Annotated in this window: 23 protein-coding genes; 18 read left to right on the forward strand and 5 right to left on the reverse strand. The window is 72.9% G+C overall.

What is annotated here, in order from left to right; all coding sequences use genetic code 11:
* Positions 1 to 297: 297 nt before the first annotated feature.
* Positions 298 to 2,052, forward strand: coding sequence for a threonine/serine exporter family protein (locus tag ABT345_RS14205; protein ID WP_345077485.1), 1,755 nt, complete (start codon positions 298 to 300; stop codon positions 2,050 to 2,052).
* A 130-nt stretch (positions 2,053 to 2,182) separates the two neighbouring features.
* Here the strand turns inward: ABT345_RS14205 and ABT345_RS14210 are convergent, their stop codons facing one another.
* Entirely contained in the window at positions 2,183 to 2,677 is a 495-nt protein-coding gene (locus ABT345_RS14210; protein ID WP_003968257.1) for an inorganic diphosphatase, read from the reverse strand.
* Between the two features lie 86 nt (positions 2,678 to 2,763).
* Here ABT345_RS14210 and dacB point away from each other — a divergent pair, with 86 nt between their 5' ends.
* From dacB to folE, 6 genes are all read left to right on the forward strand, one after another.
* Positions 2,764 to 4,476: a D-alanyl-D-alanine carboxypeptidase/D-alanyl-D-alanine endopeptidase gene (dacB, locus tag ABT345_RS14215; RefSeq protein WP_345077482.1), complete on the forward strand. Its 1,713-nt coding sequence runs from the start codon at positions 2,764 to 2,766 to the stop codon at positions 4,474 to 4,476.
* A 65-nt stretch (positions 4,477 to 4,541) separates the two neighbouring features.
* Entirely contained in the window at positions 4,542 to 5,711 is a 1,170-nt protein-coding gene (locus ABT345_RS14220) for an Rv3626c family coenzyme F420 biosynthesis-associated protein (protein ID WP_345077479.1), read from the forward strand.
* A gap of 192 nt (positions 5,712 to 5,903) precedes the next feature.
* Positions 5,904 to 6,911: a tRNA lysidine(34) synthetase TilS gene (gene tilS / locus ABT345_RS14225; RefSeq protein WP_345077476.1), complete on the forward strand. Its 1,008-nt coding sequence runs from the start codon at positions 5,904 to 5,906 to the stop codon at positions 6,909 to 6,911.
* An 87-nt stretch (positions 6,912 to 6,998) separates the two neighbouring features.
* The gene (hpt, locus tag ABT345_RS14230) at positions 6,999 to 7,538 is read left to right on the forward strand and encodes a hypoxanthine phosphoribosyltransferase (RefSeq protein ID WP_345078539.1); all 540 of its coding nucleotides are present in this window, start codon (positions 6,999 to 7,001) and stop codon (positions 7,536 to 7,538) included.
* Between the two features lie 291 nt (positions 7,539 to 7,829).
* Positions 7,830 to 9,851 (forward strand): ATP-dependent zinc metalloprotease FtsH, encoded by a 2,022-nt coding sequence (ftsH, locus tag ABT345_RS14235; RefSeq protein WP_345077473.1) that lies wholly within the window; start codon positions 7,830 to 7,832, stop codon positions 9,849 to 9,851.
* A 108-nt stretch (positions 9,852 to 9,959) separates the two neighbouring features.
* Positions 9,960 to 10,565 (forward strand): GTP cyclohydrolase I FolE, encoded by a 606-nt coding sequence (gene folE, locus ABT345_RS14240; protein WP_345077470.1) that lies wholly within the window; start codon positions 9,960 to 9,962, stop codon positions 10,563 to 10,565.
* A gap of 97 nt (positions 10,566 to 10,662) precedes the next feature.
* Here the strand turns inward: folE and ABT345_RS14245 are convergent, their stop codons facing one another.
* On the reverse strand, positions 10,663 to 11,778 hold the full coding sequence (locus ABT345_RS14245) for an alpha/beta hydrolase (protein ID WP_345077467.1): 1,116 nt from the start codon (positions 11,776 to 11,778) through the stop codon (positions 10,663 to 10,665).
* A gap of 139 nt (positions 11,779 to 11,917) precedes the next feature.
* Between ABT345_RS14245 and ABT345_RS14250 the strand changes: the two genes are divergently transcribed.
* The 6 genes from ABT345_RS14250 (at position 11,918) to ABT345_RS14275 (ending at position 17,231) form a co-directional block, all read left to right on the forward strand.
* Complete coding sequence (locus tag ABT345_RS14250) at positions 11,918 to 13,765, forward strand: phosphatidylglycerol lysyltransferase domain-containing protein (RefSeq protein WP_345077464.1); 1,848 nt, start codon at positions 11,918 to 11,920, stop codon at positions 13,763 to 13,765.
* A 98-nt stretch (positions 13,766 to 13,863) separates the two neighbouring features.
* A complete protein-coding gene (folP, locus tag ABT345_RS14255; protein WP_345077461.1) occupies positions 13,864 to 14,754 on the forward strand; it encodes a dihydropteroate synthase in 891 nt (296 codons plus the stop codon).
* Positions 14,755 to 14,759: 5 nt separating this feature from the next.
* Positions 14,760 to 15,236: a nuclear transport factor 2 family protein gene (locus ABT345_RS14260; protein ID WP_345078536.1), complete on the forward strand. Its 477-nt coding sequence runs from the start codon at positions 14,760 to 14,762 to the stop codon at positions 15,234 to 15,236.
* Between the two features lie 376 nt (positions 15,237 to 15,612).
* Positions 15,613 to 15,972 (forward strand): dihydroneopterin aldolase, encoded by a 360-nt coding sequence (folB, locus tag ABT345_RS14265; protein ID WP_030288515.1) that lies wholly within the window; start codon positions 15,613 to 15,615, stop codon positions 15,970 to 15,972.
* Positions 15,969 to 16,565: a 2-amino-4-hydroxy-6-hydroxymethyldihydropteridine diphosphokinase gene (gene folK, locus ABT345_RS14270; protein WP_345077454.1), complete on the forward strand. Its 597-nt coding sequence runs from the start codon at positions 15,969 to 15,971 to the stop codon at positions 16,563 to 16,565. Before folB ends, folK begins: the two co-directional genes overlap by 4 nt.
* Before the next feature lie 171 nt (positions 16,566 to 16,736).
* Entirely contained in the window at positions 16,737 to 17,231 is a 495-nt protein-coding gene (locus ABT345_RS14275) for a DUF3180 domain-containing protein (protein ID WP_345077451.1), read from the forward strand.
* 124 nt (positions 17,232 to 17,355) lie between these two features.
* On the opposite strand, the gene ABT345_RS14280 is transcribed toward ABT345_RS14275, so the two are convergent.
* Complete coding sequence (locus ABT345_RS14280) at positions 17,356 to 18,522, reverse strand: ABC transporter ATP-binding protein (RefSeq protein ID WP_345077448.1); 1,167 nt, start codon at positions 18,520 to 18,522, stop codon at positions 17,356 to 17,358.
* A gap of 156 nt (positions 18,523 to 18,678) precedes the next feature.
* On the opposite strand from ABT345_RS14280, the gene ABT345_RS14285 reads away from it, so the two are divergent.
* The 4 genes from ABT345_RS14285 to ABT345_RS14300 all read left to right on the forward strand — a co-directional run bounded on the left by ABT345_RS14285 (position 18,679) and on the right by ABT345_RS14300 (position 22,822).
* Positions 18,679 to 19,491 (forward strand): ABC transporter permease, encoded by an 813-nt coding sequence (locus ABT345_RS14285; protein ID WP_386460500.1) that lies wholly within the window; start codon positions 18,679 to 18,681, stop codon positions 19,489 to 19,491.
* A gap of 2 nt (positions 19,492 to 19,493) precedes the next feature.
* Complete coding sequence (locus tag ABT345_RS14290) at positions 19,494 to 20,243, forward strand: ABC transporter permease (protein ID WP_345077445.1); 750 nt, start codon at positions 19,494 to 19,496, stop codon at positions 20,241 to 20,243.
* 142 nt (positions 20,244 to 20,385) lie between these two features.
* Positions 20,386 to 21,354, forward strand: a complete 969-nt coding sequence (locus tag ABT345_RS14295; RefSeq protein ID WP_345077442.1) for an ABC transporter substrate-binding protein — start codon at positions 20,386 to 20,388, stop codon at positions 21,352 to 21,354.
* Positions 21,355 to 21,418: 64 nt separating this feature from the next.
* A complete protein-coding gene (locus ABT345_RS14300; RefSeq protein ID WP_345077439.1) occupies positions 21,419 to 22,822 on the forward strand; it encodes a hypothetical protein in 1,404 nt (467 codons plus the stop codon).
* A 90-nt stretch (positions 22,823 to 22,912) separates the two neighbouring features.
* On the opposite strand, the gene ABT345_RS14305 is transcribed toward ABT345_RS14300, so the two are convergent.
* On the reverse strand, positions 22,913 to 24,055 hold the full coding sequence (locus ABT345_RS14305; RefSeq protein WP_345077436.1) for an NADH-quinone oxidoreductase subunit D: 1,143 nt from the start codon (positions 24,053 to 24,055) through the stop codon (positions 22,913 to 22,915).
* Positions 24,056 to 24,119: 64 nt separating this feature from the next.
* Positions 24,120 to 25,166 (reverse strand): SAM-dependent methyltransferase, encoded by a 1,047-nt coding sequence (locus ABT345_RS14310; protein WP_345077433.1) that lies wholly within the window; start codon positions 25,164 to 25,166, stop codon positions 24,120 to 24,122.
* Positions 25,167 to 25,372: 206 nt separating this feature from the next.
* Between ABT345_RS14310 and ABT345_RS14315 the strand changes: the two genes are divergently transcribed.
* Positions 25,373 to 26,572 carry a sensor histidine kinase gene (locus ABT345_RS14315; protein ID WP_345077430.1) on the forward strand — a complete coding sequence of 400 codons (1,200 nt, stop codon included), beginning with the start codon at positions 25,373 to 25,375 and terminating at the stop codon, positions 26,570 to 26,572.
* The last annotated feature ends 86 nt before the right edge of the window (positions 26,573 to 26,658 follow it).

A 26,658-nucleotide genomic window follows, 5' to 3' on the forward strand; every position in this document is an offset into this window, starting at 1 on the left:
CGTCCTCGTCGCACGCCCCTCGACCGCCCGTCCCCACGCCCGGGGGCGGGCGGTTCGCCGTGGGGCGCGCGGGCGTACTCCCGGTACGGGGTGCGCCTCCACAGCATGCCGCCGCGCTCCATTACTCTCCCCTCGGTCCCGCCTTCGTGGCATGACCCCCGGCGCCGTCGGGAATGTGCAGTTCATCCTGTCCGACTCCTTTGTCGGAACCGGTCAACCCCCGCCCCGCGCGCCCGGAAGCGTCATCAGGCATCGTGTCCTTGACGGTCGCAGGAGGCGTACGAGGAGCGAAGAAACGTGGCGTCGGATCCACAGCGCGGCCAGCGCTCCACCAACGGCACACCGCACGCCCAGAACGGCTACCACCGCGGGCGGAACGGCAGCGGCGGCAACGGCCCGGCCGAGCCGCCCGACGAGGACAGAAAGCCGACGTCGGACGAGGTGCGCAGCGCCTTCACCCCGCCGCTGGGCGTCCCCCAGCCCCCGCTTCCCGAGGACGAGTCCAGCACCACCTCCGAGTTCGCACTGCCCGAGGGGCTGAAGCCGGAGGCCCCCGCCGAGCAGGAAGGTTCAGCCTTCGCCCCGCCCGGCGGCGCGCCCACCGGCGGCTTCCCCGCCTTCACCCCGCCGCACGGCATTCCGGTGCTCAGCCTCACCAAGGAGGCGCCGTGGCAGGACCGCATGCGGACCATGCTGCGGATGCCGATCCACGAGCGCCCGATGCCCGAGCGGCCGGAGCGCACCGAGGACGAGACCGGGCCCGCGGTGCCCCGCGTCCTCGACCTCACCCTGCGTATCGGCGAGATCCTGCTCGCCGGCGGTGAGGGCGCCGAGGACGTCGAGGCGGCGATGTTCGGCGTCGCGCACGCCTACGGGCTGGAGCGTGTCGAGCCGACCGTCACCTTCACCCTGCTGTCCATCTCGTACCAGCCGTCGCTGGTCGACGACCCGGTCACCGCCAGCCGCACCGTGCGGCGCCGCGGCGTGGACTACACGCGGCTGTCGGCGGTCTTCCGGCTGGTCGACGACATCACCTCCGAGGGCATCACCCTGGAGGAGGCGTACCGCGGGCTCGCCGAGATCCGCCGTAACCGCCACCCGTTCCCCACCTGGGCGCTGACGCTCGCCTCCGGGCTGCTCTCCGGCGGCGCGTCGATACTGGTCGGCGGTGGCCTGCTGGTCTTCGTGGCCGCCGCGGTCGGCTCGATGCTCGGCGACCGGCTGGCGTGGCTGGCGTCCGGCCGCGGGCTGCCGGAGTTCTACCAGTTCGTGGTGGCCGCGATGCCGCCCGCGGCGATCGGCGTCGGCTTCGGTCTGGCACACGCCAACGTCCAGGCGTCCGCGGTCATCACCGGTGGCCTCTTCGCGCTGATCCCGGGACGGGCCCTCGTGGCGGGCGTCCAGGACGGGCTGACCGGTTATTACATCACCGCCGCCGCCCGCCTCCTGGAGGTCGTCTACCTCATCGTCGGCATCGTCGTCGGCGTGCTCGGCATCCTCTACATCGGGCTCCAGCTCGACCCCGGGCTCAAGCGGCTCAACCCCGAACAGGCGCTGCACGTCTACAACGAGCCGCTGGTGCAGACCGGCGCCTCCATGCTGCTGGCGCTGGCCTTCTGCGTCCTGCTCCAGCAGGAGCGGCACACGGTGGCGTTCGCGACCATCAACGGCGGGGTGGCCTGGGTCGTCTACGGCGCCCTCGCCAACGTCGCCGGGCTCAACGCGGTGCCGTCCACGGCCATCTCGGCCGGTCTCGTCGGCCTTTTCGGCCAGCTGCTGTCCCGTTACCGCTACGCCTCGGCGCTGCCGTACGTCACCGCGGCCATCGGCCCGCTGCTGCCCGGTAGCGCCACGTACTTCGGGCTGCTCAACTTCGCCCAGGGCAACCTCCTCGACGGCATCGCCTCGCTGATCAAGGCGGCGTCGCTGGCGCTCGCCATCGCCGTCGGCGTGAACCTCGGCAGCGAGGTCGCCCGGCTCTTCCTGCGAGCCCCCGGGCCGGAGATGCCCGGCGCCGGCCGCCGCGCGGCCAAGCGCACCCGCGGCTTTTGACCATCGGCCGATCTGCGCCGTGCAACGGAACGGGCGGCACCCCGAGTGGGTGCCGCCCGTTCCGTTACGAAAATCAGCGCGCGACCGCGCCGGATCCGGGGGCCTGCGACGGCCCCCGGGGTGCCCGGTGTCAGTGGGCGCCGCCCTGCGCCTCCAGGCGCTTGTAGGAGGCCTCGATCTCGGCCTCGGCCTCGGCGCGGCCGACCCAGTCGGCGCCCTCGACGGACTTGCCCGGCTCCAGGTCCTTGTAGACCTCGAAGAAGTGCTGGATCTCCAGGCGGTCGAACTCCGAGACGTGGTGGATGTCCCGCAGGTGCTCGACGCGCGGGTCGGACGCCGGGACGCACAGCAGCTTGTCGTCGCCGCCGGCCTCGTCGGTCATCCGGAACATGCCGATCGCGCGGCACTTGATGAGGCAACCGGGGAAGGTCGGCTCGTCCAGGATGACCAGCGCGTCCAGCGGGTCGCCGTCCTCGCCGAGGGTGTTCTCGACGAAGCCGTAGTCCGCGGGGTAGCTGGTCGAGGTGAAGAGTCGACGGTCCAGACGGATCCGACCGGTCTCGTGGTCCACCTCGTACTTGTTCCGCGAACCCTTCGGGATCTCGATGGTGACGTCGAACTCCACGGGTGGCTCCTCCATGATCAACACATAGGTCTGGTGATTAAGTGTCCCCCACGCAGGTGGGTGCTGGCGAAAGGGGCTGGTCCAAGGTGCCGGAGACCGGATCGTGGCAGGTCGGATGGGAGACGGCGCGACGGTCGGCCCGGGCGTGCGCCCGTACCGCGGCCCGTACGGCACAGCGGGCCGGCCACGAGGTCCGCCGGACCTGGCGCGCCGCACCGCCGCACACACGGAGCACCTGGCGCCTGACGGCGGTGGCCACCGCCGCGGGCCTGGCGACCGCGACGGCCGCGGTGGCGGTGGCCGGGCCCTGGGACTCGGGTCAGCGTACGGCCGAGCGGGCGCTCGCGGGGGCCCCGGCCGGTACGGGTGGCGTACATCACGGCGGGGCGCCCGGCCGCGGCGGTGCGCCGGGCAACGCGGGCGGCGGCCCCGCGCTCCCGCAGGTCCTCCCGGCGCTCGGACTCCCGGCGGCCGACGCCGCCGGGCGCGGCGCCGCCCCGCAGCCCACCGGCGGCGGGCTCGCCGACGCGCTCTCGCCGCTGCTCAAGGACAAGGCGCTGGGCCCGCTGCGGACCGCGTCGGTCATCGACGTCGCCACCGGTCACCAGGTGTTCGCCGCCAAGCCGACCGCGGCGGCGGTGCCCGCCTCCACCGTGAAGCTCGCCACCGCCGTCGCCGCCCTCACGACCCTGGGCGCCGACCACCGCATCGAGACGACGGTGGTGACGGCCGCGGACGCGGCGGACGACGGGAAGCATCCCGAGGACGGCAAGGAGGGCAAGGACGGCCACGACGGCAAGGACGCCAAGGGCGACCGGAAGGACGCGGGCGACGCCAAGGGCGGCAAGCCGGCGGCCGAGCGGATCGTGCTGGTCGGCGGCGGGGACCCGACGCTCACCGCCCGGGCGTCCCAGGGCGCCGACGGGCCCGCCAGCCTGCGCGACCTCGCCGACGACACCGCCCGCGCCCTCGCGAAGCGCGGCCGCAAGAAGGTTTCTCTCGGCTACGACACCTCGCTCTACTCCGGCCCCGCCGTGCACCCCATCGGCCCCAACGAGAACCTCGCCCGCGTCACCCCGCTCATGGCCGACGAGGGCCGCCTCGACGACAGCGACAACGGCCCGGCGCCGCGCGCCGCCGACCCGTCCGCCGATGCCGCCCGCGCCTTCGCCGACCGCCTGAAGAAGCGCGGCATCGACGTCGCCGGCGCCCCCACCGCCGCCCGCGCGCCGAAGGACGCCACCCGCCTGGCCACCGTCCGCTCCCAGCCGCTCGCCGCCCTCGTCGAACGGATGCTGACCAACAGCGACAACGACATCGCCGAGGCCCTGGCCCGGCAGACCGCCCTCGGCACCCACCAGCCCGCCAGCTTCGCCGGCGCCGGCGCCGCCGTCCGCCGGACGCTCGCCGACCGGCACCTGCCGCTCGCCGGCGCCCGCTTCGACGACGGCAGCGGGCTCGACCGCGACGACAAGGTCAGCGCCGAACTCCTCGCCCGCCTCCTGCTGCGCGCCTCGGCGCCCGAGCACCCGGAACTCCGCCCGATCGTCACCGGACTGCCCGTCGCCGCCTTCACCGGCACCCTCGGCAGCCGCTACGCCGACACCGCGGGCGCCGGGGCGGTACGCGCCAAGACCGGCACCCTGACCGGCGTGAACACCCTCGCCGGCACCGTCGTCGACGCCGACGGACGGCTGCTGGTCTTCGCGTTCATGACCAACGGCACCAACGACGCCCAGGGCGCCCAGAAGGCCCTCGACACCCTCGCCTCGGCGGTCGCCAACTGCGGCTGCCGCTGATCCGCCGTCCCCGGGGACGACCGGTCGGCTACCCCCGGGCCGGGTGCCCACGTACCGTGAAACGCATGACGAGCATCGGTGGTGTCGAGATGGTCGACTGGAACCTCGCGGCGGCGACGGCGACGCGGTTCGTGCGGCCCGGTCCGGAGGTCAGCCGCGACGAGGCGCGGGCGATCGTCGCCGAGCTGCGCGCGCACGCCCGGTCCTCCGAGGAATACGTCCGCGCCTTCACCCGCATGGCGCAGCCCGGGGCCGCGGGCGCCCGGGCCCCGCACGACACGCCCGTCCTCGTCGTGGACCGCCCCGGCTGGATCAAGGCCAACGTCGCCGGGTTCCGCGCGGTGCTCAAACCCCTGCTGGGCAAGATGGCCGAGCGCCGCCCCGGCGGCCCCGGCGGCGCGGTGCTCGGCGCCGTCGGCGGCAAGGTCACCGGCGTCGAGCTGGGCATGCTCCTGTCGTTCCTCGCCTCCCGCGTCCTCGGCCAGTACGAGACGTTCGCCCCGGCCACGCGGGACCTGCCCGCCGGCGCCCGCGGCGGCCGGCTGCTGCTCGTCGCGCCCAACATCGTCCACGTCGAGCGGGAGCTGGCGGTCGACCCGCACGACTTCCGGCTCTGGGTCTGCCTGCACGAGGAGACCCACCGCACCCAGTTCACCGCCGTGCCCTGGCTGCGCGATCACATCGAGGGCGAGGTCCAGGCGTTCCTGGCCGAGACCGACATCGACCCGGGCACCCTGGTCGAGCGGCTCCGCGAGGCCGCGCAGGCGCTCACCGGCGCCCGGCCCGAGGGCGAGTCCGGCGAGGAGGAGCCCCGCTCCCTCGTCGACCTCGTCCAGACCCCGGCCCAGCGCGAGATCCTCGGCCGGCTGACCGCCGTGATGTCCCTCCTGGAGGGCCACGCCGACTACGTGATGGACGGCGTCGGCCCCGAGGTCGTGCCCTCCGTCGCCGAGATCCGCGAGAAGTTCCAGCAGCGCCGGGCCAGCGGCGCCGGCCGTCTCGACCTCGCGCTGCGCAAGCTCCTCGGCCTCGACGCCAAGCTGCGCCAGTACCGCGACGGCGAACGCTTCGTCCGCGCGGTCGTCGACGACCTCGGCATGGACGGCTTCAACCGCGTGTGGACGTCACCCAACACGCTCCCCACCAAGCAGGAGATCGCCGCGCCCGCGGACTGGATCGCACGGGTGAAGGGCGCGGGGGACGGAGCACCGGATGCGGGGGATGGAGCACCGTAGGACAGAGACGCGCCGCGCGCACGCCGGACGGCAGATGTGCGCCCCCGTAATCACCCTTCTGAGGGACCGTTACCAGGGGATAGGCGTGCAATGCTCGGGGAACTGCTCGCCTCTGTCACCATCTAGGCACCCTGTGTGACGAATGTGTCGTCCACGGACCAAGGCTCCCCAGCTGAACGATTGGAAACGGACATGGGTCCCCATCCAGCGGTCGCCGCGATACGCCTGGCGGTCCGCCGCGTACTCCACGACGTGCTCACCCGGCACTGCGCCCAGGCCAAGGCCGAGCCCCCGCTCGTCCTCGTCGCCTGCTCCGGCGGCGCCGACTCCATGGCGCTCGCCTCCGCCCTCGCCTTCGAAGCCCCCCGGCTCGGCGTCCGTGCGGGCGGCGTCACCGTCGACCACGGCCTCCAGGCCGGCTCCGATCTCCGCGCCGCCGAGGTCGTCCTGCGGCTGCGCGCCCTCCACCTCGACCCGGCCGAGTCGGTCACCGTCCGCGTCGGCAAGGCGGGCGGCCCGGAAGCCGCCGCCCGCGACGCCCGGTACGCCGCCCTCGACGCCGTCGCCGAACGCCACGGCGCCGCCGCCGTCCTCCTCGGCCACACCCGCGACGACCAGGCCGAGACCGTGCTCCTCGGGCTGGCCCGCGGCTCCGGCACCCGCTCCCTCTCCGGCATGGCCGCGACCACCGGCCACCTGGGCCGCTACCGCCGCCCGTTCCTCGGCGTCGACCGCCAGACCGCCCGCACCGCCTGCCTCATCCAGTCCCTCCCGGTCTGGGACGACCCGCACAACACCGACCCCGCCTACACCCGCTCCCGACTGCGCCACGAAGGGCTGCCCGCCCTGGAGAAGGCGCTCGGCAAGGGCGTCGTCGAAGCCCTCGCCCGTACGGCCCAGCTCTCCCGGGACGACGCCGACGCCCTCGACTCCTGGGCCGCCGAAGCCGAACGCACGGTCCGCGGCGCGGAGGGCACGCTCGACGTCGCCGGACTGTTCGCGCTGCCGCCCGCGGTGCGCCGCCGGGTGCTGCGCCGGGCGGTCATCGACGCGGGCGCACCGGCCGGTTCGCTCTTCGCCCGGCACATCGAGGAAGTGGACAGGTTGATCACTGCCTGGCGTGGTCAGGGCGGTCTCAATCTCCCCGGGCGCGTCGGTGTTCGACGGCAGGGTGGCAGACTTGTCATTCGGCAGGGCTGAGCCGCAGGACCGCTGCCCCGCCTGATCAGTCCGGCGACGGACACGACACCGAACCGAGCGAGAGTGGCACGGGTGGACGACAAGGACATGGGCTCCGACCTTGAGTCGGTACTCATCAGCAAGGAAGAGATCGACGCGAAGCTGGCCGAGCTGGCCGCGAAGATCGACGCGGAGTACGCGGGCAAGGACCTGCTCATCGTCGGCGTCCTGAAGGGCGCCGTGATGGTGATGGCGGACCTGGCGCGGGCGCTGTCCACCCCCGTCACGATGGACTGGATGGCCGTGTCCTCGTACGGCGTGGGCACCAAGTCCTCCGGTGTGGTGCGGATCCTCAAGGACCTCGACACCGACATCAAGGGCCGGGACGTCCTGATCGTCGAGGACATCATCGACTCCGGCCTCACGCTGTCGTGGCTGCTGTCCAACCTCGGCTCGCGCGAGCCCGCCTCGCTGGAGGTCTGCACGCTGCTGCGCAAGCCCGACGCCGCCAAGGTCGATATCGACGTGAAGTGGATCGGCTTCGACATTCCCAATGAATTCGTCGTCGGCTACGGCCTCGACTTCGCCGAGAAATACCGCAACCTGCCGTTCGTCGGCACCCTCGCACCGCACGTGTACGGCGGCTGAGGACGGCACCCGCTCGCCGGCCGTACGGATCGGCGAGGGCCCGAAGCGGCCACGGCGTGGCGGCCGCACGGCGGCGGGAACCCGCCGGGGCCGCCCGCCGTTGAAGCAGAGAACGGAATCCGCACAGGCATTGTTCGCTGTCGGCGTCGCCGACGGGTGACAATGCTGGGGTACCGTCCGAAGGCACTCAATTTTTCGGGCCAGTAATACACCGTACGCACGACCAGCCCTCCGCAGGGCTGTTGTGCCTCACTGTGGCAGGAGGGACGGGGCCTTGACGGCTCCGTATGGATGGACGTGAAGCGATACTTCCGTGGGCCGGTCATGTGGATCGTGCTGGCCGTCCTCGCCGTGGTCGTGTTGATGCAGGTCGTCGGGGAATCCGGCGGCTACAAGACGGTGGACACCGGTCAGGTCGTCAAGGCGATCACTGACAACAAGGTGAAATCCGCCGAGCTGACGACCGGCGACGAGAACAAGATCAAGATCGAGTTGTCGGGTGACAACAAGATCGAGGGTTCCAACAAGCTGCAGGCGAGCTACATCGGCGACCAGGGCGTCGACATCGCGAAGAACCTGCAGGCCAAGTACCAGACCGGCGAGATCAAGGACGGCTACACGGTCGCCCCGTCGAAGCAGAACCCGTTCGTCGGGCTGCTGATCACGCTGCTTCCCTTCATCCTCATCCCGATCATCTTCCTGTTCCTGATGAACCAGGCGCAGGGCGGCGGCTCCCGGGTGATGAACTTCGGGAAGTCCAAGGCCAAGCTGATCACCAAGGACACGCCCAAGACGACCTTCGCGGACGTCGCCGGGTCGGACGAGGCGGTCGAGGAGCTCCACGAGATCAAGGAGTTCCTGCAGGAGCCGGCGAAGTTCCAGGCCGTCGGCGCCAAGATCCCCAAGGGCGTCCTGCTGTACGGTCCGCCCGGAACGGGCAAGACGCTGCTGGCGCGCGCCGTCGCGGGCGAGGCCGGTGTGCCGTTCTACTCGATCTCCGGCTCCGACTTCGTCGAGATGTTCGTCGGTGTCGGTGCCTCCCGGGTGCGTGACCTCTTCGAGCAGGCCAAGGCGAACGCCCCGGCGATCGTCTTCGTCGACGAGATCGACGCGGTGGGCCGCCACCGCGGCGCCGGTCTCGGCGGCGGTCACGACGAGCGCGAGCAGACGCTCAACCAGCTGCTCGTCGAGATGGACGGCTTCGACGTCAAGGGCGGCGTCATCCTGATCGCCGCCACCAACCGCCCGGACATCCTCGACCCGGCGCTGCTGCGCCCCGGCCGTTTCGACCGGCAGATCGCCGTCGACCGTCCGGACATGCAGGGCCGTCTGGAGATCCTCAAGGTCCACCAGAAGGGCAAGCCGGTCGCGCCGGACGTCGACCTCACGGCCGTCGCCAAGCGGACCCCCGGCTTCACCGGTGCCGATCTCTCCAACGTCCTCAACGAGGCCGCGCTGCTGACGGCCCGGAGCGACAAGAAGCTGATCGACAACCACTTCCTGGACGAGGCGATCGACCGCGTCGTGGCCGGTCCGCAGAAGCGGACCCGGATCATGTCGGACAAGGAGAAGAAGATCACCGCGTACCACGAGGGCGGACACGCCCTGGTCGCGGCGGCTTCCCCGAACTCCGACCCGGTCCACAAGATCACGATCCTGTCCCGCGGCCGGGCCCTGGGCTACACCATGGTCCTGCCCGACGAGGACAAGTACTCCACCACCCGCAACGAGATGCTCGACCAGCTGGCGTACATGCTGGGCGGGCGCGCGGCGGAGGAGCTGGTCTTCCACGACCCGACGACCGGCGCGGCCAACGACATCGAGAAGGCCACCGCCACCGCCCGGGCGATGGTCACCCAGTACGGCATGACCGAGCGCCTCGGTGCCATCAAGTTCGGCACCGACAACTCCGAGCCGTTCCTGGGCCGCGAGATGGGTCACCAGCGCGACTACTCCGAGGAGGTCGCCGCGCTGGTCGACGAGGAGGTCAAGAAGCTCATCGAGACCGCGCACAACGAGGCGTGGGAGATCCTCGTCGAGAACCGCGACGTTCTCGACAACCTCGTCCTGGAGCTCCTGGAGAAGGAGACCCTGGGCAAGGAGGAGATCGCCGAGGTCTTCAAGCACATCGTGAAGCGTCCGGCCCGCCCGGCGTGGACCGGCTCCTCGCGCCGCACCCCGTCGTCCCGGCCGCCGGTGCTCTCCCCGCGGGAGCTGTCCCCGGCCAACGGCACGGTCCCGGGCAACGGCACCGTCTCGATGGACAAGACAGTGACGGAGCCGGAGTCCCCGGAGGACACCCGCGAGAGCTGACGCGGGGATCACACCGCCCCGGAATGTCCGCCGCGCCTCCCAGGTTCTAGCCTGGGAGGCGCGGCATTTCCGCATCCGGAGCCGGGCGCAGAAGGAACGAGGCACCACATGACCGACCCTGTGACGCTGGACGGCGACGCCACGATCGGCGAGTTCGACGAGAAGCGTGCCGAGAATGCCGTGCGGGAGCTGCTGATCGCGGTCGGTGAGGACCCGGACCGCGAGGGCCTGCTGGAGACCCCGGCGCGGGTGGCACGCGCGTACAAGGAGATCTTCGCCGGGCTGCGGCAGAAGCCCGAGGACGTCCTGACCACGACGTTCGACATCGGTCACGACGAGATGGTGCTGGTCAAGGACATCGAGGTGACCTCGAACTGCGAGCACCACCTGGTGCCGTTCGTCGGGGTGGCGCACGTCGGGTACATACCGTCCGCCGACGGGAAGATCACCGGGCTGTCGAAGCTGGCCCGGCTGGTGGACGTCTTCGCCCGCCGTCCGCAGGTGCAGGAGCGGCTGACGACGCAGATCGCCGACTCCCTGATGGAGATCCTGGAGCCGCGCGGCGTCATCGTCGTCATCGAGTGCGAGCACATGTGCATGACGATGCGCGGGGTCCGCAAGCCCGGCGCGAAGACCACCACCTCCGCGGTCCGCGGTCAGCTCCGCGACCCGGCGACGCGCGCCGAGGCGATGAGCCTGATACTCGCCCGGTGAGGCGGCGGGGCCGGTAAGGCGGTACGGCGAAGGGGCGGGCGCTCATGGGCGCCCGCCCCTTCGTGCGGTCCGTGTAGCCGTGTGCCGTGTCGTTTCCTCACACCTTCAGCCGGCCGCCCAGCCACTCCAGGGCGGCGGGGATCTCGCGGCGCCAGGTGTTGAAGTTGTGGCCGCCGCTGTCGAGGATGATCGACGAGATCTTGGACGGCGACTTCGTCTGCTGGATGAACCTCAGCGTCTCCTTGAAGTTGCCCTCGCCCTGCTTGCTGCTGGTGACCAGCAGGTTCACCGGCGGCGCGGGGAGGTGGCGCTGGCGCCAGAGCAGGTTGTTCTCCCGCTCCAGCTGCGGGTCGCCGCCGAAGAGGTCGCCGGTGGTGGCGTCCAGCGGCGCCTTGTAGCTGCCGGAGAGGGCGACGGCGGTGGAGAACGCCTCCGGGTGGCGCATCGTCATCTTCAGCGCGCAGTAGCCGCCGGTGGAGTCGCCGATCACGCCCCAGCTCTTCGCGTCCTTGCCGACGCGGAAGTGGCCGGCGATGTCGCGGCGCAGGTCCTGGGTGAAGAACGTCTCGGTCTGCGGCCCGCCGGGCACGTCCACGCACTCGGTGTCGCGGGGCGGCGCGACGGTCGGCCGCATCATCACCAGGACCATCGGCTGCATCTTGCCCTTGCCGTGCAGCGCGTGCTGGGTCTGCGGGAAGTGCAGCTTCTTGTAGAGCGCCTGGGCGGTGCCGGGGTAGCCGGTGAGGACGAGCGCCGCCGGGAAGACCTTGTCGGCGTGGGCGCGCTGGAAGTACTGCGGCGGCAGATAGACGAAGGCGGGGCTGCTGATGCCGGACTTCTCGCCGTGCAGCATCACCTTCTCGATGCGCCCGGCGACCTTCGGCCGGGAGCTGCCGTCGACGTTGAACCGCTCGGCGCCGAGCTTCGTCAGCCGGGTGCCGTCCGGCCCGGTCTGGTAATTCGTGACGACGCCGGGCTCCTGCTCCTGCCCGAAGAGGTCGGCCCAGGACGCGTAGAAGCCGAACGAGTTGTTGGCGGCGAGTCCGACGGCGGCGAACAGCGATATCTGCGTGAGGAGCAGGACGCCGACCCGGCCGAGGACCGGGCGCCAGCTGCGTCCCGACAGCCGCGGCCACAGCCAGACCGTGAGCACGAAGAACGCCACGGCGAGGACGACGGCCAGTATCAGCAGCTTTTTGCTGGTGAGACCCATGTGGTGCTTTCTCCCGGGCGGCCGGTCCGCCGGTCCGCTGTTGGAACCCCGAGCCCTGAAACGCCGTCATACAGGGCGCAAAAGTCCGGAAGCTGCGACCAGGTTCGCACGTTCTCTCGACCGGGGCGACGGGAAAGTGATGTCTGACAGGCTAGATGGCGAAAAGTCCGGGACGGTTGCGTGGCGTCGGCCACGCTGGCTCCGGGGCCCGCGGCCCGCCTCGGTGCCGCCGCTCATCGGCAGCGCCGGCGTCCTGGTCGGCCTTCTCGACATCGTCTCCGGCGTCTTCCCGCGCTTTCGGCACAGCCGGATGCATGCGCTGGCCGAGGTGCTGCCGGGCGCGGTCAGCCCGCTCGCGGCCGCCGCCTCGCTCGTCGTCGGCATCCTGCTGCTTCTCCTGGCGCACGGCCTCAAGCGGCGCAAGCGCCGGGCGTGGACGGCGGCGGTGGCGCTGCTGCCGGTCGGCGCGATCGCCCAGCTGGTCTACCGCCATTCGGTGTTCGGCGCGGTCCTCTCGCTGCTGCTCCTCGGGTTCCTGGTGTGGCACCGCAAGGAGTTCGCGGCGCTGCCCGATCCGCGCAGCCGCTGGAAGGCGCTGGTCAACGCGGTGGTGCTGGGCGGTGTGAGCTTCGGCATCGGCATGGTGATCGTCAGCTCGCACCCGGACCGCATCGTCGGCTCGCCGACCGGGTGGGAGCGTGTCCAGCACGTCCTGTGGGGGCTGTGCGGCTTCGAGGGGCCGATCGCGTACACCCACCGGGTCGACTACACCGTCGGCTACTCGCTCGGCGCGCTCGGGCTGCTGACCGCCGCCACCACCGCCTACCTGGCCTTCCGCCCCGAGCATCCGGCGGCGCGGCTCACCGAGGACGACGAGCGGCGGCTGCGGGAGCTGCTGGAGCGGCACGGCGGCCGGGACTCGCTCGGTTACTTCGCGCTCCGCCGCGACAAGGGCGCCGTCTTCTCGCCGACCGGCAAGGCGGCCGTCTGCTACCGGGTGATCTCCGGGGTGATGCTCGCCAGCGGCGACCCGATCGGCGACGTCGAGGCGTGGCCCGGCGCCATCGAGCGGTTCATGGAGGTGGCGCGGGCGCACTCCTGGACGCCCGCGGTGACCGGGTGCAGCGAGACCGGCGGCCAGGTGTGGACCCGCGAGACCGGGATGGACGCGCTGGAGCTGGGCGACGAGGCGATCGTCGACGTGGCGGACTTCACGCTCAGCGGCCGGGCGATGCGCAACGTCCGCCAGATGGTCAAGCGCATCGAGCGCAACGGCTACGAGACCCGGGTGCGGCGGGTGCGGGACCTGGAGCCGGAGGAGCTGGCGCGGATCCAGCGGGCGGCCGACGCCTGGCGGGACACCGACACCGAGCGCGGCTTCTCCATGGCGCTGGGCCGGATCGACGCGGACGCCGACGGCGACGCGGTGATCGCCACCGCGCACCAGGCACCGCAGGAGGGCGCGGAGCCCGGCCCGTTCGGCGACCTCAAGGCGATGCAGCACTACGTGCCGTGGGGCCGGGACGGCATCTCGCTGGAGCTGATGCGGCGCGACCGCTCGGCCGACCCGGGGATGAACGAGCTGCTGATCGTCGCGGCGCTCCAGGCGGCGCCGGAGCTGCGGATCGCGCGGGTGTCGCTGAACTTCGCGGTCTTCCGCTCGTCGCTGGAGCGCGGCGAGAAGCTGGGCGCCGGGCCGGTCATCCGGGTCTGGCGCGGCATGTTGATCTTCCTGTCGCGGTGGTACCAGATCGAGTCGTTGTACAAGTTCAACGACAAGTTCCAGCCGCGCTGGGAGCCGCGCTTCGTGGTCTTCCGCAACAGCCGTGACATCCCGCGCATCGGGCTGGCCGCGCTCCAGGCCGAGGGCTATCTGGAGCTGGGGCTGCCGCGCGCGCTGCGCCGCCGCGGGCCCGTCGAGCCCCGGCCGTGCGCGCATGTGCCGGTGGCGCGGCCCGCGCCGGACACGGTCGAGCGGGCCGCCTGAGCGCGGCGCGATCCGGCGCCGGGCGCGGCGCGGACGGCCCTGCTCCGGGCGCCGGTGGCCGCCGTTCGGGTGGCCGGAACACCGCCTACGCTGGGGGCATGAATACCTTGCGTGACCGGGTGGCCGGACTGCCGGAGTGGGATCGCTGTGCGGTGATGGGCGTGGTCAACGTCACGCCGGACTCGTTCTCCGACGGCGGTGCGTGGTTCGACCCGGAGCTGGCCGTCAAACACGGTCTGGACCTGGTGGCGCAGGGGGCCGATCTGATCGACGTCGGCGGCGAGTCGACCCGGCCGGGCGCCGCGCGGGTCGACGAGGCCGAGGAGCTGCGCCGCGTCATACCGGTGGTCCGGGAGCTGGCCGCGGCGGGCGCGGTGGTCTCCGTCGACACCATGCGCGCCAGCGTCGCGGAGCAGTCGGTGGCGGCCGGTGCGCGGCTGGTCAACGACGTCTCGGCGGGCGCCGCCGACCCGGCGATGATCCCCGCGGTGGCCGCGGCGGGCGTGCCGTTCGTGGTGATGCACTGGCGCGGCCAGTCCATCGACATGAACAACCGCGCGCTCTACACGGACGTCGTCGGCGAGGTCGTCGAGGAGCTGTCCCGCGGTATGGAGCGCGCGGTGGCCGGCGGCATCGCCCCCGAGCGCATCGTCATCGACCCGGGTCTGGGCTTCGCCAAGGAGGCGGCGCACGACCTGGCACTCGTCGCGCACCTGCCCCGGCTGCGGGCGCTGGGCCGTCCGCTGCTGGTGGCCGCATCCCGCAAACGGTTCCTGGGCAGGGTGCTGGCGGGCGGCGAGGGCGCGGCCCCGCCGCCGGCCCGGGAGCGGGACGCGGCGACGGCGGCGGTGTCGGCGCTGGTGGCGCGGGAGGGCGCCTGGGCCGTGCGGGTGCACGAGGTGCGGGCGAGCGCGGACGCGGTACGGGTCGCCCGCGCGCTGGAGACCGCGGCGGACGGTACGCAGGACGACGCGACGGGAGCGGTGTGAGCGGGTTGGGCCCACGGACCGACATCGAGCTGGTCGAGCAGGCGAACACGGAGCTGTACGAGGCCGTGGAGCGCGGCGACCACGAGGCGCTGACCGCGCTCTGGCTGGAGGGGCAGGTCAGCGTGGTGCACCCGGGCTGGCCGGTGCTGCGCGGCCGCGGCGAGGTGCTCCGTTCGTACGCGCTGATCATGGCGAACACCGAGTACATCCAGTTCTTCCTCACCGATGTCGAGATCGATGTGATGGGAGACACCGCGCTGGTCACCTGCACCGAGAACATCCTCAGCGGCGGGCCGGCGGAGGAGGACGGTTCGGTGGGGCCGCTCATCGGCCAGCTGGTCGTGGCGACCAATGTCTTCCGCCGTACGGAGGAGGGCTGGCGGGTGTGGTCGCACCACGGTTCGCCGGTGCTGACCGACGGCGAGGACGATGAGGACGGCGACGGCCCGGCCGGTCCCGACGACGTCGCGGGAGGCGTCTGACCAGGGCGGTTGCCCGGCGCGGGGGAGAGATCCCGAGTCGGCGGCCGGGGTGCGGCATCCGGGTGACGGCGTCAGCGGCCGGGGTCAGCGGGGCAGTCGGCGGGCACCCGTTCGAGCCAAGTGCGGTGCGGGTAGGGGTGGGGTGTGCGGTCAGGGGTAAGAGGCCGCGCGGGCGGCCGCACGGCCGTCCCGGGCCCGTTCGCAGGGCCGGTTCTTAGCAGCAGCGACGGCCCTTGTCCATAGCCCCCATGGGCAAGCGTTGTCGGTGCTCGCAGGTAGATTCGACAACGGGCGATGTGCCGGAGGCGTTCGGCGCGGGTTCCGGAATCCGACGAGCAGGGGCGCCGCAGGTGCCGGACCGGTGGGAGTGATTCGCGTGGATCGTGTCGCGCTGCGTGGGCTGAAGGCCCGTGGGCACCACGGGGTGTTCCCCCGCGAACGCGAGGAGGGCCAGACCTTCCTCGTCGATCTGGTGCTGGGCCTGGACACCCGTCCGGCGGCGGCGACCGACGATCTCGCCAAGACCGTCCATTACGGCGTGGTGGCCGAGGAGGTGGTGGCGATCGTCGAGGGCGATCCGGTCGACCTCATCGAGACCCTCGCGGAGCGGATCGCCACCCAGTGCCTGAAGCACGAGGGGGTGCAGGAGGTGGAGGTCGTGGTGCACAAGCCGGACGCCCCGATCACCGTCCCCTTCGACGACGTGACCATCACCATCACCCGGAGCCGAGTATGAAGACCAGCAGCGACCCGACCGTCCAGCCGGTGCCCACCTCCGTCGTCGAGCAGGTGGACGCGGCCGATGTGACGCTCTCCAACCCCAAGCGCGCCGTCATCTCCCTCGGCAGCAACCTCGGCAACCGCCTGGAGACCATCCAGGGCGCGATCGACGCGCTGGAGGACACGCCCGGCCTGCGGGTCAAGGCCGTCTCGCCGGTGTACGAGACCGAGCCGTGGGGCGTCGACCCCGCCTCCCAGCCCTCGTACTTCAACGCCGTCGTGCTGATCAAGACGACGCTGCCCCCGGAGTCCCTGCTGGAGCGCGGCCACGCCATCGAGGAGGCCTTCGAGCGGGTGCGGGACGAGCGGTGGGCCCCGCGCACCATCGATGTCGACATCCTCGCCTACCAGGACGTCGTCTCCGACGACCCGCGGCTCACGCTGCCGCACCCGCGCGCCCATGAGCGGGCCTTCGTGCTGGTGCCGTGGCACGACGTCGACCCGTCCGCCGAGGTCCCCGGGCGCGGTCCGGTCGCCGAGCTGCTGGCGGAGATCGGCAGCGCGGGCGTCACGCTCCGCACCGATCTGGAACTGCGGCTGCCCGAGTAATCGTTAGGCTTGCGGGTCCGCGCGGACCGCGCGGACGCCGACGCTCCGGCCGGTCGTGCCCGCCGTGTGCGGCGGCCCTGCCGCCGGCGTGGTTGCGTAGGACGTGAGCGCCGCGGTGCGGCGGGACGGATCGAGCGGGACGGCCATGACGGCGCAAGGAGCGAATGCCCGGTGAAGCAGCTACGTATCAAGGTGCTGGTCGGGCTGTTCGTGGTGGCCGGGGTGCTGGCGTGGGCCGGCGCCCGGCTGTGGGACAGCTTCGGGAGCCTGCCGAGCGTCCCGGTGGCCGCGCCGATCGTGCTGGCGCTGATCGCCGCGCTGCTGGGCTCGGCCGCCTTCTCGTTCCGCGCGCGGCTGCGCGCCCAGCGTGAGCGGCGCCCCGACGCCAAGGGCGTGGAGCCGCTGCTCGCCGCCCGCGTCCTGGTCTTCGGGCAGGCCAGCGCCCTGGTCGCGGCGCTGGTCGCCGGGATCTACGGCGGCGTCGGCGTCTTCTTGCTGACCACCGGCCTCGACGCCGGGCCCCGCCGCGATCAGACGATCTACGCCGGACTGTCGGTCCTGGCGGGCGCCGCCGTGGTCGCCGCGGCCCTCTTCCTGGAGCGGGTCTGCAAGCTGCCGGAGGACGACGACGTGGACGGACCGGGGCCGGGGTCCACCTCGGTGTGAGCCGCGGGGCGGCCGCGTGTGCGGTGACGCCTCCGTAATGCCCGCGGGCCCGCGCTGTCGCAAGCGCGGGCCTTCCGCATGCCCGGGCCCGTGCGTCCAGGCCTGAACGGCCGGGCCCGGGTGATCAGGCGCCCGGAACGGTGTCCAGCGTGACCGCCTCGCGGGTGGTGCGGGCGGCGTCGGCGGTGGTGGCGCGGCGCAGGGCGGCGTGCAGCCCGCCGGGGGTGAGGACGCCCGCGTAGCGCCCCTCGTCGAGGACGGCTATCCACCCGGCGTCGTGGCCCAGCAGCGCGCCGAACGCCTCCCGCAGCGGCGCGCCCACCGGAAGCGTGGCGTCCATCGGGCGGGCGTGGTCGCGGACGGTGGCGCCGTCCGGGGAGCCGTCGGTGAGCGCGGCGGCGGGCACCCAGCCGTACGGCGCCGCCTCGCCGTCCAGGACGACCGCCCAGGACGCGTCGTCGGCGGCGAGCGCCTCGGCGGCGCGGCCGGCCGGGTCGTCGAGCCGGACGACCGGGCGTTCCTCCAGGTCACCCGGCTCGACGGGGGTGACCGAGAGGCGCTTGATGCCGCGGTCCGCGCCGACGAACTCGGCGACGTACGGGGTCGCCGGGGCGCCGAGGACGGCTGCGGGGGTGTCGAACTGCTCGATGCGGCCCTGTCCGTAGACGGCGATGCGGTCGCCGAGGCGGATGGCTTCCTCGATGTCGTGGGTGACGAAGAGGACGGTTTTGCCGAGGGTGCGTTGGAGGTGGCGGAATTCGTTCTGGAGGTGTTCGCGGATAACGGGGTCGACGGCGCCGAAGGGTTCGTCCATGAGGAGGACGGGTGGGTCGGCGGCGAGGGCGCGGGCGACGCCGACGCGTTGGCGTTGGCCGCCGGAGAGCTGATCCGGGTAGCGGTGTCCGTAGACGGTGGGGTCGAGCCCGACGAGGTCGAGGAGTTCGGCGGCGCGCGCCCGGGCCTTCTTCCGCGGGGTGCCCAACAGGTGCGGAACGGTCGCGGTGTTGTCCAGGACGGACTTGTGCGGGAAGAGCCCGACCTGCTGGATGACGTAGCCGATCCGGCGCCGCAGCTCCACGGGGTCGGTGTCCGCGAGGTTCTCGCCGGCCACGGAGACGGTGCCCTCGGTGGGGTCGATGAGGCGGTTGACCATCTTCATCGTGGTGGTCTTGCCGCAGCCCGACGGGCCGACGAGGGTGACGAGTTCGCCCTCCGCGACCTCGAAGGACAGGTCGTCGACGGCGGTCGTCCCGTCCGGGTAGCGCTTGGTGACGTGCTCGAAGCGGATCATGCATTCCCCCGTGATGGACGGTCCCCATTGTGGGCCGCGGCGTGTGAACGCGGTGTGGCGGACGTATGGCGGCCCGGGCCGGATGTCAGTGCCGGGGGATAGGGTCGCAGACAGTCACCGAAAATGTGAGCGACGGGGCGGGGGAGGTGACGACGGATGAGCGTGCCGTGGAGCGTGACGGCGGCCGCCTGGCCGTCCGGGCAGGTGCCGGCGGATCCGGGCGGTCCCGGGGTGTCGTTGGCCGCGGGGCCGGGCGGCGCCGACTGCCTGGTGGCCAACGACTGGATCTGCGGCGCCTATCTGCGCACCCGCAGCCATGAGTTGCTGGCCGCCACCGTGCAGCACATCGGCATCACCGCGGCGTCCGTGGCCCTCGGGCTGCTGATCGCCTTCCCGCTGGCGCTGCTCGCCCGGCGGCGGCGCGCGGTCGCGGGCGCCGTGCTGGGGCTGACGACGGTGCTCTACACCATCCCGTCGCTGGCGATGTTCGCGCTGCTGACCCCGGTCTTCGGGGTCTCCGTGGCGGTCGTGATCACCGGCCTGGTGCTGTACTCCCTGACGATCCTGGTCCGCAACATCCTCGCCGGGCTCGACGCGGTGCCCGCCGAGGTCCGCGAGGCGGCCCGCGGAATGGGCTACGGCCCGGCCCGGATGCTGTTCGGGGTGGAACTCCCGCTGGCGCTCCCGGCGGTGGTCGCGGGGATACGGATCGCCACGGTCTCGACGGTCGCCATGACGACGATCGGCTCCGTCGTCGGCTTCGGCGGGCTGGGAAACCTCATCGCCAGCGGTCTGGAAGGCTTCTTCAAGGCCGAGGTGCTGACCGCCTCGGTGCTCTGCGTCCTGCTGGCCGTCGCGGCGGATCTGCTGCTGATGGCGGCGCAGCGGCTGCTGACGCCGTGGAACCGGCCGCGGCCCGGGGCCCGCCCGGGCAGCCGGCGCACCCGGGCGACGAAGGCGGTGGCCTGACGATGGATGCGCTCACAGGTGCCTGGCAGTGGCTGACGACGGCCGCCAACTGGGCGGGCGACAAGGGCGTCTGGCACCGGCTGGCCGAGCATGTGCAGATCAGCGCGGTCTGCCTGGCGCTCTCCTGCCTGATCGCACTGCCGGTGGCGCTCTGGCTGGGCCACCTCGGCAAGGGCGGCGCGCTGGCGGTCAACCTCTCCAACGTCGGGCGGGCGGTGCCGACGTTCGCGGTGCTGGTGCTGCTGACGCTCGGACCGCTCGGCAGCCAGGGGGAGTGGCCCACGGTCATCGCGCTGGTGCTGTTCGCGATACCGCCGCTGCTGACCAACGCCTACCTCGGCATACGCGAGGCCGACCGGGACGCCGTCGAGGCGGCCCGCGGGATGGGCATGTCCGGCCCGCAGCTCCTGCTCCGCGTCGAACTCCCCCTCGCCTATCCGCTGCTGATGACCGGGCTGCGGTCCGCGGCCGTCCAGATCGTCGCGACGGCCACGCTCGCGGCGATGGCCGGCGGCGGCGGGCTGGGCCGCATCATCACCGCGGGCTTCGGCAACTACGACACCGCGCAGGTCGTCGCCGGCGCCGTCCTGGTGGCCGGGCTCGCGCTGGCCGTCGAGGGCCTGATGGTCGCCGTCGGCCGGCTCTGCGACCCGATGCGCGGCCGCCGCCGGGCGGCCCGCTCCGGCCGCGCTCCGGCGGCCCGGCGCGGTGCGCGGGATGACGATGCGGTAGCGATCGGCGGCGCGGTCTGATGTCCGGCGCGGCCGCCCGCGTACCCTGCACCGGCCCGCCCGGCGCTCCGGGCCCGGCGGCGTCCGCGGGGCCCGGCCCCGCACCCGTACCGGACAGCCACGGAGACCGGCAGTCCGAACCGACGAAGCGAAGGACGATTCCATGAGCAGCACGTCGCGTGGGGCGCGCACCGCGCTCGCCGCGGGCACGGTGGTCGCGCTGGCGGCGACGCTGGCCGCCTGCGGTGGCCAGAGCCTGGAGGACAAGGGAGCGGCGCACGGAAAGGGCGGCGGCAAGGGCGAAATCGTCGTCGGCTCGGCCGTTTTCACCGAGTCGAAGGTGCTCGCGCAGATGTATTCCCAGCTGCTGGGCGCCGCCGGATACGACGCCCGCATCCAGACGCTCGACAATCGCGAACTGTATGAACCGGCCCTGGAGAAGGGCCAGATCGACGTCGTCCCCGAATATGCCTCCACACTCGCCGAATTCCTCAACGCGAAGACGAACGGCGCGAAGGCGAAGCCCGTTGCCTCCGGCGACATCGGCAAGACCGTCACCGCGCTGAAGAAGCTCGCCGCTCCGCGCGGACTCAAGGTCCTTCGGGCGGGCGCCGCCGCCGATCAGAACGCCTTCGCGGTCACCGCCGAATTCGCCGCGAAGCACAAGCTGAAGACCCTGTCCGACCTCGGCGCCTCCGGTCAGAAGGTCACCGTCGCCGCCGGCGAGGAGTGCGAGACCAGGCCGTTCTGCAAGCCCGGTCTGGAGAAGACGTACGGCATATCCGTCGCCGGTATCGACCCGAAGGGCGTGGGCTCCCCGTCGGCCAAACAGGCCGTCAAGGACGGTACCGATCAGGTGGTCCTGACGACGACCACCGACGCCACCCTCGGCAACTTCGGGCTGGTCCTCCTCGCCGACGACAAGAAGCTGCAGAACGCCGACAATGTGCTGCCCGTCGTTAATGCCAAAAGCGCAGGTGACAAGGGAATCGAGGCGGCACTCGACAAGCTCACGGGCGTCCTCACCACCAAAGACCTGATCACCTTGAACCGTAAGGTCGACGCCGAACGGCTCAAGCCCGAGGAGGTCGCGCGGACTTATCTGGAGGCCAAGGGGCTGCTGAAGAAGTAACCACCGGGAAACGGATTGGTGGGCGGCGCCCCATCGGCCTCGGGCGCACGGTAAGTTTCTGGCCATGCCACGAGGACGCCACCGCCATTCACCACCCCTCCACCGGCTGCTTCCTCCCTCCTCGGTCGCCGGCGCGTCGATCGCCTGCGCCGCCGGGACCTGGTTCGTCGGCGACGACCTGGTGCAGCGGGTGCTCGCCGCCGGGGCCGCGGGTGCCGCGGTCACCGGCGCGGTGCTGCTGCGCGCCTGGGACCGCAAGGCCGGCAAGCGCGTCGCCGAGCTGGGCCGCGCCCGCGTACGCGACGAGTGGCGCACCGAGGAGCGGATCGCCGAACTCGAATCGGATGCCGAGGAGTCCCGCGAGATCCGCGCCGCCCTGGACACCAAGCTCCGCGCCAAGCGCGCCGAGCTGGCCAGACTGCGCACCGAGCACGCGGATCTGCTGCGCCGCTACGCCACCTCCGAGACCGAGCGGGCCGGGGTCCTGGAGAGCCGCCGCCAGCTCGCCATAGAGGCGACGGCGCCCACCGCGGCGCTGCCCGCGCCCGCCGGCGCCCCGGCGCCGGAGCGCACCGGGACGGCTGCCGCCCCGGCCGCCACCGGTGGTACGCCCCGTCAGGACGCGGCGGCCCGCCCCGGATCCGGCGTCCCGGCCGTGCCCGGGCGGCCCGCCCCGGCGACGTTCGCGCAGGCCGACCGCGCGCTGCGGGAGCTGTCCCGCAACGCCGCCCGGCAGCGCGCCGCCCGTACGGGTGACACCGGCGGCGACCGCCCGCGCGGCAGGCACGCGGCCCCGGCCGCCGCCGGGCCCGAGGCGACCTCGCCGGCCGGGCCGTCGCTGCGTCCCGTCCCGGCCGCCGCCGCGGCCGTCCCGCCGCCCGCCGCGCCCCGGCCCACGGCCTCCCGCGAGATCGGCGGCTTCGACTTCTTCGGCAACGCGACGCCCCCGGCGCTGCCCGCACCGATGGAGGAGGACCTGGCCGATGTCGTCGGCGACGAGGCCATAGCCGAGCAGACCGTCCGCGCCGCCGCCCGGCTCCGCCCGGCGGAGTCGGAGACGACCGGCGGCACCGGCGCCCACCGCGCCCCCGCCCCGGCCGAGGCCACCGCGACCGGCCCGCAGCCGGACGCCGCCGCGGCAGCCCCGCAGGGCGCCGAGGCCGTGGCGGGCCCCGCTCCGGTGGCCGAGGTCCCGGCGCCGGCCGCGGCCCCCGACGCCGCTCAGGACGCGGAGCCCGAGGTCACCACCGGCGGCGCCGGTGCGGAGAGCCCGGCACCGGAAGGCGGGGCCCCCGAGGCCGCGGCCTCCGAAGACGGCTCCGAGGCTGACGCCGCCGACGCGGACGGCAAGGACGCCACCGAGCAGGGCGCCACCGGCAAGGACGGCGTGGGCGAGGTCATCGATCTCACCGCCCACGACGAGACCGAACAGCTCGACCTGGCGGGCCTCCGCACCGCCATCTCGTAGCCCGGCCCCGTAGCCCGGCCTCGTACAGCGCACACGCCGGCCCCTCCCCGAAGTTCCGGGGAGAGGCCGGCGTTGTCGGTGCGGGCGGGCCTACTTGTCGATGTCGCCGACGACGAAGAAGAGAGACCCCAAGATCGCCACCATGTCCGCGACGAGCGTGCCCGGCAGCAGCTCCGTCAGTGCCTGGATGTTGTTGTACGAGGCGGAGCGGAGCTTCAGGCGGTACGGGGTCTTCTCGCCCTTGGAGACGAGGTAGTAGCCGTTGATGCCGAGCGGGTTCTCCGTCCACGCGTACGTCGCGCCCTCGGGGGCCTTCAGCACCTTCGGCAGCCGCTGGTTGATCGGGCCGGGCGCCAGCTCGGCGAGGCGGTCCAGACAGGCGTCGGCGAGGTCGAGGGAGTTGTGGCTCTGCTCCAGCAGGCACTCGAAGCGGGCCAGGCAGTCGCCCTCCTCCCGCGTGACGACCCGCAGCGTGTCCCGCAGCTCCGCATAGGCGAGGTACGGCTCGTCGCGCCGCAGGTCGAAGTCGACACCGGACGCCCGCGCGATCGGCCCGGACACCCCGTACGCGTGCACCGCCTCCGGCGAGAGGACGCCGATGCCGCGGGTGCGGCCGCGGAAGATCTCGTTGCCCAGCACCAGATCGTCGAAGACGGGCATCCGCGACCGCACCTGCGCGACGGCGTGCCGCGCGCGGCCGAGCCAGCCCGCGGGCAGATCCTCCTTGAGGCCGCCGACGCGGTTGAACATGTAGTGCATCCGGCCGCCGGAGATCTCCTCCATGACCGTCTGCAACTCCTCCCGCTCCCGGAAGGCGTGGAAGACCGGCGTGATGCCGCCCAGCTCCAGCGGGTACGAGCCGAGGAACATCAGATGGTTGAGGACGCGGTTCAGCTCCGCGAGCAGCGTCCGCGTCCACACGGCCCGCTCGGGCACCTCCATGCCGAGCATCCGCTCGACGCCGAGGACCACACCCAGCTCGTTGGAGAACGCCGACAGCCAGTCGTGGCGGTTGGCGAGCATGATGATCTGGCGGTAGTCGCGCGCCTCGAACAGCTTCTCCGCGCCGCGGTGCATATAGCCGATCACCGGCTCCGCATGCTGGATCCGCTCACCGTCGAGCACCAGACGCAGCCGCAGCACGCCGTGCGTGGAGGGGTGTTGCGGGCCGATGTTCAACACCATGTCGGTGCTCTCCGCCGCGCCGCCGATGCCGACCGTCGTCTCCGTCATGGGAACAGTCTCGCGCACACCACCGGACGGCCGAAAACGCGGGCCCGGCCCCGGCCCGTACCGCTCACGCCTGCGGACGCAGCAGTTCCGCACACTCCGCACCGACCGGCTCGACGAGCCAGCCGAAGCCGCCCAGCCCCGCCGGATCGGTCAGCTCCGCCGCGGCGCCCGCGGCCGACAGGGCCCGGACGTACCCGGCGGGATCGGTCGAGGCGAGCGTCAGCGGCGGACGGCGGCCCGTCACCCCCAGGCAGTGCAGGGCGGCCCGCTGCGACAGCAGGCGGCCCGTCGGCCCGGCGCACGCGTCGAGCGCCACATGCGCGGTCACATCGGCCGACCCGTCCGGGACCGGCGCCACCTCGCGGCCCTCCCGGAAGCCGGTGAGCGTGCCGAACGGCGGACGGCCGTCCCGGGTGTGCGCGTAATCGGCGGCGACCGCCAACCCGGCGCGCAGCGAACGCACCGCCCGCGCCCACGCCGCGTCCCGGGGCCGCCCGATCTCCCCGCGCATCCCCGGGTCGGGCGGCGGCACCTCCGCCGGACGCAGCGCCTTCGGGGCGAGCGCCGGCCACCACCGGGCGAGCCAGTCGGCGTCCGGCCCGTCGACCGGCCCGCCCGCCCGCTCCGTACCGTCCGCCCGGACCAGAATCCGGCGCACCGCGCCGTCCGCGTCCGCCGCCACGACGTCGACGGGGACGTTGTCCAGCCACTCGTTCGCGAAGAGCAGCCCGACCGCCGAACCCGGCTCCGGCAGCCGCGCCGACCAGCGGATCCGCTCATCGAGACCGGCCGGACGGCCGGCCCGCTCCACGGCGTACGGGCGCAGCCGCGCCAGCAGGTCCCGGTCTTCGTCCAGGGCGGCGAGCACCCCGGTCAGCAGCTCGCCGCGGCCGGCGCCGACATCGACGAGCGCCAGCCCGTCCGGGTGCCCCAGCGCCGCGTCCACCTCCCGCAGCAGCCGGGCGACCGCCCCGGCGAACAGCGGCGAGGCATGCACCGACGTGCGGAAATGCCCCGCCGGACCGGGGCCGCCGGGCCGGGTGTAGAAACCGTCGGGCCCGTACAGGGCCGCCTCAGCCGCATCCCGCCAGCCGCACCACTCGCTCGTCACGGGGCCACGGTACGGGGCGCCGTACGGCAGGCGGACGGGGCCGGGCGGTGCGCGGACGGGGCGTGCGCCGGAGGCCGCGCGCGCCGAGGCCGGTTCGGTCTCCTCCCCGCCCGCGCGCCGTCTCCACCTTCCGGAGTAGGGCGGTCCGGCAGGATCGCTCCTCCGGTTGACCCCGCCGCCCACCCGCCCTGCCTACGCTGGGTGACGTGCAGCGTCTCTACGACTTCTTCCGCCGGCACCCCACGGGGGTGGACACCTTCTGGGCTGTCTTCTTTCTGGCGTTCAACGGTCTGTGGGTCGTCTCGCCGCACGAGGGGACGTCGGATGTCACCGCCGTCCTCATCACCCTCGCCCTCTGCACCGTCATCGCGCTGCGCCGCAAATGGCCCGAGCGGATGCTGCTGCTGGCCACTCTCGTCGGCTTCGTCCAACTGCTCCTCGACGTGGGCTTCAACCCGGCCGACTTCGCGATGCTCGTCATCGTCTACACCGTCGCCTCCGGCACCACCCGCTGGGCGTCCCGGATGGCGCTGGTCGGCGCCTGCCTCGCGCCGAGCCTCTTCCTCTTCCGCTTCGGCGAACCGACGCCCGCCCGGCCGGTCTGGGAGGCGGCGTTCGTCACCGTCCTGTTCACCGTGCCCTTCGTCCTCGCCTGGGTGCTCGGCGACTCCGTCCGCACCCGGCGCGCGTACTGGGCGCAGGTCCAGGAGAAGGCGGACCGGCTGGAGAAGGAGCGCGAGGCCCAGGCCCGGATCGCCGTCGCCGCCGAGCGCGCCCGCATCGCCCGCGAACTCCACGACGTCGTCGCCCACAACGTCTCCGTCATGGTCGTCCAGGCCGACGGCGCCGCCTACGTCCTCGACAGCGCGCCCGACCAGGCCCGGCAGGCGCTGGAGACGATCTCCGGCACCGGACGGCAGGCGCTGGCCGAGATGCGGCGGCTGCTCGGCGTGCTGCGCACCGGCGAACAGCCCGAGGGCGGCGAGTACGTGCCGCAGCCCGGCGTGGAGCAGCTCACCGACCTCATCGACCAGGTGCGCGGTGCCGGACTGCCGGTCGACTTCCGCGTCGACGGCACCTCGCGCCCGCTGCCCAGCGGCGTCGCCCTCACCGCGTACCGCATCGTGCAGGAAGCCCTCACCAACACCCGCAAGCACGGCGGCCCGGACGTGGGCGCCACCGTCCGCCTCACCTACGGGGACGCCGAACTGGAACTCCTCATCGAGGACGACGGCCGCGGCGCGCAGCGCGAACTCTACGAGGAGGGCGGGGCGGACGGTCTCGGCCACGGCCTCATCGGTATGCGCGAGCGGGTCGGCATGGTCGGCGGCAGCCTGGAGGCGGGGCCCCGCGAGGGCGGCGGCTTCCGCATCGACGCGGTGCTGCCGCTGCGGCCCGAACGGTGAGGCCGCTCGCCGGGGGCCGGTGGTGAGGTCCGCCCGCGGGCTCGGGGGGTCCGCCGCGGCCGCCGCGGTCCGCAGCGTGGTTCCAT

Source organism: Streptomyces sp. NPDC000404 (assembly GCF_040300365.1).
In the GTDB taxonomy this organism is placed as follows: domain Bacteria; phylum Actinomycetota; class Actinomycetes; order Streptomycetales; family Streptomycetaceae; genus Streptomyces; species Streptomyces ramulosus.

Bases quoted from the DNA above. Each gene is read 5' to 3' on its own strand.
- ABT345_RS14220 (WP_345077479.1), top strand. From the start codon at position 4,542: ATGACGAGCATCGGTGGTGTCGAGATGGTCGACTGGAACCTCGCGGCG.
- tilS (WP_345077476.1), top strand. From the start codon at position 5,904: ATGGGTCCCCATCCAGCGGTCGCCGCGATACGCCTGGCGGTCCGCCGC.
- hpt (WP_345078539.1), top strand. From the start codon at position 6,999: ATGGGCTCCGACCTTGAGTCGGTACTCATCAGCAAGGAAGAGATCGAC.
- ftsH (WP_345077473.1), top strand. From the start codon at position 7,830: ATGGACGTGAAGCGATACTTCCGTGGGCCGGTCATGTGGATCGTGCTG.
- folE (WP_345077470.1), top strand. From the start codon at position 9,960: ATGACCGACCCTGTGACGCTGGACGGCGACGCCACGATCGGCGAGTTC.
- ABT345_RS14245 (WP_345077467.1), bottom strand. From the start codon at position 11,778: ATGGGTCTCACCAGCAAAAAGCTGCTGATACTGGCCGTCGTCCTCGCC.
- ABT345_RS14250 (WP_345077464.1), top strand. From the start codon at position 11,918: ATGTCTGACAGGCTAGATGGCGAAAAGTCCGGGACGGTTGCGTGGCGT.
- folP (WP_345077461.1), top strand. From the start codon at position 13,864: ATGAATACCTTGCGTGACCGGGTGGCCGGACTGCCGGAGTGGGATCGC.
- folK (WP_345077454.1), top strand. From the start codon at position 15,969: ATGAAGACCAGCAGCGACCCGACCGTCCAGCCGGTGCCCACCTCCGTC.
- ABT345_RS14280 (WP_345077448.1), bottom strand. From the start codon at position 18,522: ATGATCCGCTTCGAGCACGTCACCAAGCGCTACCCGGACGGGACGACC.
- ABT345_RS14285 (WP_386460500.1), top strand. From the start codon at position 18,679: ATGAGCGTGCCGTGGAGCGTGACGGCGGCCGCCTGGCCGTCCGGGCAG.
- ABT345_RS14290 (WP_345077445.1), top strand. From the start codon at position 19,494: ATGGATGCGCTCACAGGTGCCTGGCAGTGGCTGACGACGGCCGCCAAC.
- ABT345_RS14295 (WP_345077442.1), top strand. From the start codon at position 20,386: ATGAGCAGCACGTCGCGTGGGGCGCGCACCGCGCTCGCCGCGGGCACG.
- ABT345_RS14300 (WP_345077439.1), top strand. From the start codon at position 21,419: ATGCCACGAGGACGCCACCGCCATTCACCACCCCTCCACCGGCTGCTT.
- ABT345_RS14305 (WP_345077436.1), bottom strand. From the start codon at position 24,055: ATGACGGAGACGACGGTCGGCATCGGCGGCGCGGCGGAGAGCACCGAC.